This window comes from Rhodococcus sp. IEGM 1379, assembly GCF_030056815.1.
Taxonomy (GTDB): domain Bacteria; phylum Actinomycetota; class Actinomycetes; order Mycobacteriales; family Mycobacteriaceae; genus Rhodococcus_F.
Map to the genome: position 1 here is coordinate 1 of NZ_JASHKR010000064.1, position 5822 is coordinate 5822.

General features: G+C 61.1%; 5 protein-coding genes. 3 read left to right on the plus strand and 2 right to left on the minus strand.

The window, feature by feature from the left end; translation table 11 throughout:
* The first annotated feature begins 21 nt into the window (after nt 1-21).
* Nucleotides 22-780: an acyl-[acyl-carrier-protein] thioesterase gene (locus QM600_RS23145; protein ID WP_502943081.1), complete on the plus strand. Its 759-nt coding sequence runs from the start codon at nt 22-24 to the stop codon at nt 778-780.
* On the opposite strand, the gene QM600_RS23150 is transcribed toward QM600_RS23145, so the two are convergent.
* A complete protein-coding gene (locus QM600_RS23150; RefSeq protein ID WP_283263908.1) occupies nt 777-992 on the minus strand; it encodes a hypothetical protein in 216 nt (71 codons plus the stop codon). The genes QM600_RS23145 and QM600_RS23150 overlap by 4 nt on opposite strands.
* Nucleotides 993-1063: 71 nt before the next feature.
* Between QM600_RS23150 and QM600_RS23155 the strand changes: the two genes are divergently transcribed.
* Both QM600_RS23155 and QM600_RS23160 read left to right on the plus strand, forming a co-directional pair.
* Nucleotides 1064-1561, plus strand: a complete 498-nt coding sequence (locus QM600_RS23155) for a SixA phosphatase family protein (RefSeq protein WP_283263909.1) — start codon at nt 1064-1066, stop codon at nt 1559-1561.
* Nucleotides 1562-1621: 60 nt separating this feature from the next.
* Complete coding sequence (locus QM600_RS23160) at nt 1622-1951, plus strand: VOC family protein (protein ID WP_283263925.1); 330 nt, start codon at nt 1622-1624, stop codon at nt 1949-1951.
* A 103-nt stretch (nt 1952-2054) separates the two neighbouring features.
* Here the strand turns inward: QM600_RS23160 and QM600_RS23165 are convergent.
* The coding region (locus QM600_RS23165; protein WP_283263910.1) for a DNA-directed RNA polymerase subunit beta' at nt 2055-5822 on the minus strand (3768 nt) is incomplete at its 5' end.

Consider the following 5822-nt stretch of genomic DNA (forward strand, 5'->3'; position numbering starts at 1 on the left):
TCCAGCGAACAGGAACTCTTCGTGAACCCAGATCTCACTCTCGCCGTTCAGCCGAACCGAGGACCGATATTCGTCAAGTCCCGACCCGTCCGCACCGGCGATATCGATGCTGCCAAACAGATTCGGCTCGACGGCATCGCCCGGTACCTCCAGGACATCGGCAACGACAACATCGAAGCTGCCGACGCCATCGACACCCATCCGTTCTGGATCGTCCGTCGTACGGTCATCGATGTCATTCGCCCGGCGATCTGGCCTGAAGACCTGACAATGACCCGCTGGTGCTCCGGATTCTCGACGCGATGGGCGAACATGCGCGTCCGATTCGACGGAAGCAACGGCGCGCTGATCGAGACCGAAGGATTCTGGATCAACATCAGCCCCACCTCCGGCATGCCCACTCGGATGAGCGACGACTTCATGAAACCCCTCGAAGAATCCACCGACGAGCATCGCCTCAAGTGGACGCGCATCATCGCCGACAACGCCCCGCAGGCCGATGAACCGGACGTCCTCGACACTCCATTCACCCTGCGCGTGACCGATATCGATCCCTTCGACCACGTCAACAACGCTGTCTACTGGCAAGCCGTCGAGGAGATCATCAGCGCGCGCACCGAACTGCGATCAGTACCGCACCGGGCGCTGATCGAATACCTCTCGCCCATCGTTGCCGGCGACGAGGTCATCCTCCGAAGCCGCGTCGACAACTCCGGTCTCACCGTGTGGTTCCTGGTCGGAGACGCCCTACGTGCAGTTGCGCGAGTCAGCGCGCTCTAACGGAGCTTCCGGGTCACGACGGCCCCGACGCCGACGATCACCACAAGAAGGATTGCGGCCCAGAAACCGAAGAGCCACCACACAACTCCGAACACGACCACGGCAGGAGCGACGGTAATGAGCGCGATGGTCGGACTCTCGCGTACCACTTCGAGTGCAGTCCGAGCCTTGCTTCTATCGAGATTGCTTCGATCAAGTTTCTTGCCGGCCATCGAAACCTCCTTCAAGGTCTGTTCTTCCAGAGTAACCGGACTTCTCACGCAACAGCGGATACCGTGAACCCATGGCCGACCACCGCACCCTCGTTCTCATGCGACACGGAAAGTCCAGCTATCCCGAAGGCATACGCGATCATGAACGCCCACTCTCTGATCGAGGGCTCAGAGAAGCGCGAATCGGCGGAGAATGGCTCCGGGAAAACGTCCCACCGATCGACGCCGTGCTGTGCTCCACCTCGCGCCGAACCGTGGAAACTCTGGCGGCAACCGGCATCGAGGCGCCTACGGGGTTCGAGAAATCCATCTACGGCGGCTCCCCCGCCGACGTGATCAATGCCGTCCGAACGACGTCCGAAAGCGTCAGAACCCTCCTCGTTGTCGGCCACGAACCTGGGATCCCTTGGACTGCACTCGATCTGGCATCCAATGAGAATTCCGAAGCGGCTGGGCGCATCAAGGGCAAATTCCCGACATCAGCGATCGCGGTATTGTCTGTGCCCGTGCCGTGGGCAGAACTTGACGACGCCGTCGCAACGCTGCTCGAATTTCACGTTCCGCGCTGAGCATCTGCGTCGGAGCGAAAAAGTCGGGTATCCCATCGTCACCACGCGAAGGGAAGCCCCATAGACATCAAACTGGAACTGGTCGCCATTCCCGTCACCGATATCGACCGCGCCAAAGGCTTCTACGTCCGCGTCGGCTTCAACGCCGATCACGATCACACGGTCAACGAAAACCTACGGTTCGTCCAACTGACACCGCCAGGATCAGCCTGCTCCATCTGCATCGGCAAAAGCGTTACCGATGCGCAGCCCCGTTCAGTCACCGGAATGCAGGTAGTGGTCGCTGACATCGAAGAGGCAGAACGCGAGTTCAAAAGTCGCGGTATCGACATCAGCCCCATAGATCGGCAGCCCTGGGGCAACTTCTCAGACCCCGACGGCAACAAATAGGCCGTCCAGAAAATGGTCATCCCTGACCTCAGCGGCACTGAATCCTGAGACAAGAAACCCCCTACCTCGCGAGGAGGTAGGGGGTTTCTCTACGAACTAACCGCTAGCGGTAGTCGTTGCTGAAGCCGTAGTCGTCCAGCGGAACTGCAGCACCGGTGTTCTGGCCGAAGCCGTCCGGGCTGTAGTACTGGTCGTCGTACGCGGGCACTGCGTAAGCAGCGGCGCGAGCTTCTTCGGTGGGCTGAACCTGGATGTTGCGGTAACGGTTGATACCGGTACCGGCAGGGATCAGCTTTCCGATGATGACATTTTCCTTCAGACCGATCAGCTTGTCCGAGCGGCAGTTGATTGCCGCATCGGTCAAGACGCGAGTGGTCTCCTGGAACGATGCCGCGGACAGCCACGAATCCGTCGCGAGCGACGCCTTCGTGATACCCATGAGCACCGGACGGCCTGCTGCGGGCTCGCGGCCCTCAGCGACAACGCGGCGGTTGGCCGACTCGAACTCGGCGCGCTCAGTGAGCGAACCGGGCAGGAATTCGGTGGCACCGGAATCGATGATCGTCACGCGACGAAGCATCTGGCGCACGATGACCTCGATGTGCTTGTCGTGAATCGACACACCCTGGCTCCGGTACACCTCCTGGACCTCGTTGACCAAGTGGATCTGAACCTGACGCGGACCCATGACTCGCAGGACCTCGTGGGGATCGGCAGCACCTTCCATGAGCTGCTGACCGACCTCGACGTGGTCACCGTCTGTCAGAAGGCGGTCTTCGCCGTCGGCGTGCTTGAAGACGCGCAGACGCTGACGCTTGCTGAGCTTGTCGTAGACAACCTCTTCGCCGCCGTCGTCCGGCACGATGGTGATCTTGTAGAAACGATCGCCGTCTTCGAGCTGTACCCGACCGGTGACGTCCGCGATCGGAGCCTTGCCCTTCGGCACACGTGCCTCGAACAGCTCCTGGACACGCGGCAGACCACCGGTGATGTCGGCTCCTGCCACACCACCCTGGTGGAAGGTACGCATGGTCAGCTGGGTACCGGGCTCACCGATCGACTGTGCGGCGACAATACCGACAGCCTCACCGATGTCGACCAGCTTGCCTGTGGCCATGGAACGGCCGTAGCAAGTGGCGCAAACGCCGGTGCCGGTGGTGCAGGTAAGGACCGAACGGACCTTGACCTGCGTGATGCCGGCCTCGAGCAGAGCGTCGATCGCGGGGTCACCGAGATCGTGTCCACGCTCGACGATGACGTTGCCGTTCTCGTCGATCGCGTCGGCAGCCAACGTACGTGCGTACGTGCTGGTCTCGACGTGAGCATCGCGGATCATCGAGCCATTGGCCTGCTTCTCCGAGATGGTGGTGACGATGCCGCGCTCGGTGCCACAGTCGGTCTCGCGAACGATGACGTCCTGCGACACGTCCACCAGACGACGGGTCAGGTAACCCGAGTCGGCGGTACGCAGAGCCGTATCGGCCAGACCCTTACGAGCACCGTGCGTGTTGATGAAGTACTCGAGAACGGTCAGGCCTTCCTTGAAGGAAGACTTGATCGGACGCGGGATGAACTCACCCTTCGGGTTTGTCACCAGGCCCTTCATACCGGCGAGCGAACGAACCTGAGTCATGTTGCCGGCTGCGCCGGACTTCACGATCATCGGGATCGGGTTGTCGTCGGGGAAGTGAGCCTCCATGGCCTTGCCGACCTTTTCGGTCGCTTCCTGCCAAATGGTGACCAGAGCGCTGTTGCGCTCCTTCTTGTCCAAAGCACCACGCTGGTACTGCTTCTCGATCTTGTCGGCCTGAGCCTCGAAGTCCTCGATGATGGCAGGCTTCTCCGGCGGAACGAGAACGTCCGAGATGGAGATGGTGACACCGGAACGCGTGGCCCAGTAGAAGCCGACGTCCTTGAGCTTGTCGACGGTCTGAGCAACGACGATCATCGGGTAACGCTCGGCGAGATCGTTGATGATCGTTGCCTGACGCTTCTTCGGCATCTGCTCGTTGACGAACGGGTAGTCCGCCGGAAGCAGCTCGTTGAAGAGCACGCGACCCAGAGTGGTGACTGCAGTCCAGCTTTCGCCGTACTTCCAGCCGTCAGGGAACACTTCGTTCTCCTGCTCACGCGACGGACGCTGGTTGGTCAGACGCACCTTGATGAGCGACTGAACCGTCAGCGCGCCACGATCGACGGCCATCTGTGCCTCGGCTGGGCTGGAGTACACGCCCTGCTCGGCACTGTCGTGACTAGGCGCAACGAGTTCGCCCACAACACCCTCGTCGAGACGAGTGAGGTGGAACAGACCCGTGACCATGTCCAGACGCGGCATGGCGAGCGGACGACCCGAAGCGGGCGACAGGATGTTGTTCGAGGACAGCATCAAGATGCGAGCCTCGGCCTGCGCCTCCGCGGACAGCGGAAGGTGCACAGCCATCTGGTCACCGTCGAAGTCGGCGTTGAAGGCCTCACACACCAGCGGGTGGAGCTGAATGGCCTTACCCTCGACCAGCTGCGGCTCGAATGCCTGGATACCCAGACGGTGCAGCGTAGGTGCACGGTTGAGTAGCACGGGGTGCTCGGCGATGACCTCTTCGAGGACATCCCACACCTGGACGCGCTTGCGCTCGACCATGCGCTTGGCCGACTTGATGTTCTGCGCGTGGTTCAGATCGACCAGACGCTTCATCACGAACGGCTTGAAGAGCTCCAGAGCCATCAGCTTGGGCAGACCACACTGGTGCAGCTTCAGCTGAGGACCGACGACGATAACCGAACGACCCGAGTAGTCGACACGCTTACCGAGGAGGTTCTGACGGAAACGACCCTGCTTGCCCTTGAGCAGATCGCTCAGGGACTTCAGCGGGCGGTTACCCGGTCCGGTGACCGGACGTCCACGACGACCGTTGTCGAACAGTGCGTCGACAGACTCCTGCAGCATCCGCTTCTCGTTGTTGACGATGATCTCGGGAGCACCGAGATCGATCAGTCGCTTGAGGCGGTTGTTGCGGTTGATGACGCGGCGGTACAGATCGTTGAGGTCGGACGTCGCGAAACGTCCACCGTCGAGCTGAACCATCGGGCGAAGCTCCGGCGGGATCACCGGAACAGCGTTGAGGACCATGCCCATCGGCGAGTTGCCGTTGGTCTGGAAAGCCGCAACCACCTTGAGGCGCTTGAGAGCACGAAGCTTCTTCTGGCCCTTGCCGCTGCGGATGGTCTCGCGAAGAGACTCTGCCTCGGCGTCGAGGTCGAAGTTCTGCATCAGGATCTGGATGGACTCTGCGCCCATCGCACCCGTGAAGTACTCGCCGTAACGGTCGACAAGCTCGCGGTACAGGAGCTCGTCGATGATGAGCTGCTTGACGCTCAGCTTGGTGAAGGTGGTCCAGATCTCGTCGAGACGATCCAGCTCACGCTGTGCGCGGTCACGGAGCTGACGCATTTCGCGCTCGCCGCCGTCCTTGACCTTGCGGCGGACATCGGACTTGGCGCCCTCTGCCTCGAGCTCGGCGATATCTGCTTCGAGCTTCTGCGCGCGTGCCTCAAGATCGGCGTCGCGCTGATCTGCGACAGCCTTCTTCTCGACCTGCATCTCGGCTTCGAGGGTGGACAGCTCGTTGTGACGGAGCTCCTCGTCGACACCGACGATGACGTAGGCAGCGAAGTAGATGATCTTTTCAAGATCCTTCGGAGCCAGGTCGAGCAGGTAACCGAGGCGGCTCGGCACACCCTTGAAGTACCAGATGTGCGTGACCGGTGCGGCCAGTTCGATGTGACCCATGCGCTCACGACGAACCTTGGCGCGAGTTACCTCGACACCACAACGCTCACAGATGATGCCCTTGAAGCGGACACGCTTGTACTT

Bases quoted from the DNA above. Each gene is read 5' to 3' on its own strand.
- QM600_RS23155 (WP_283263909.1), top strand. From the start codon at position 1,064: ATGGCCGACCACCGCACCCTCGTTCTCATGCGACACGGAAAGTCCAGC.
- QM600_RS23150 (WP_283263908.1), bottom strand. From the start codon at position 992: ATGGCCGGCAAGAAACTTGATCGAAGCAATCTCGATAGAAGCAAGGCT.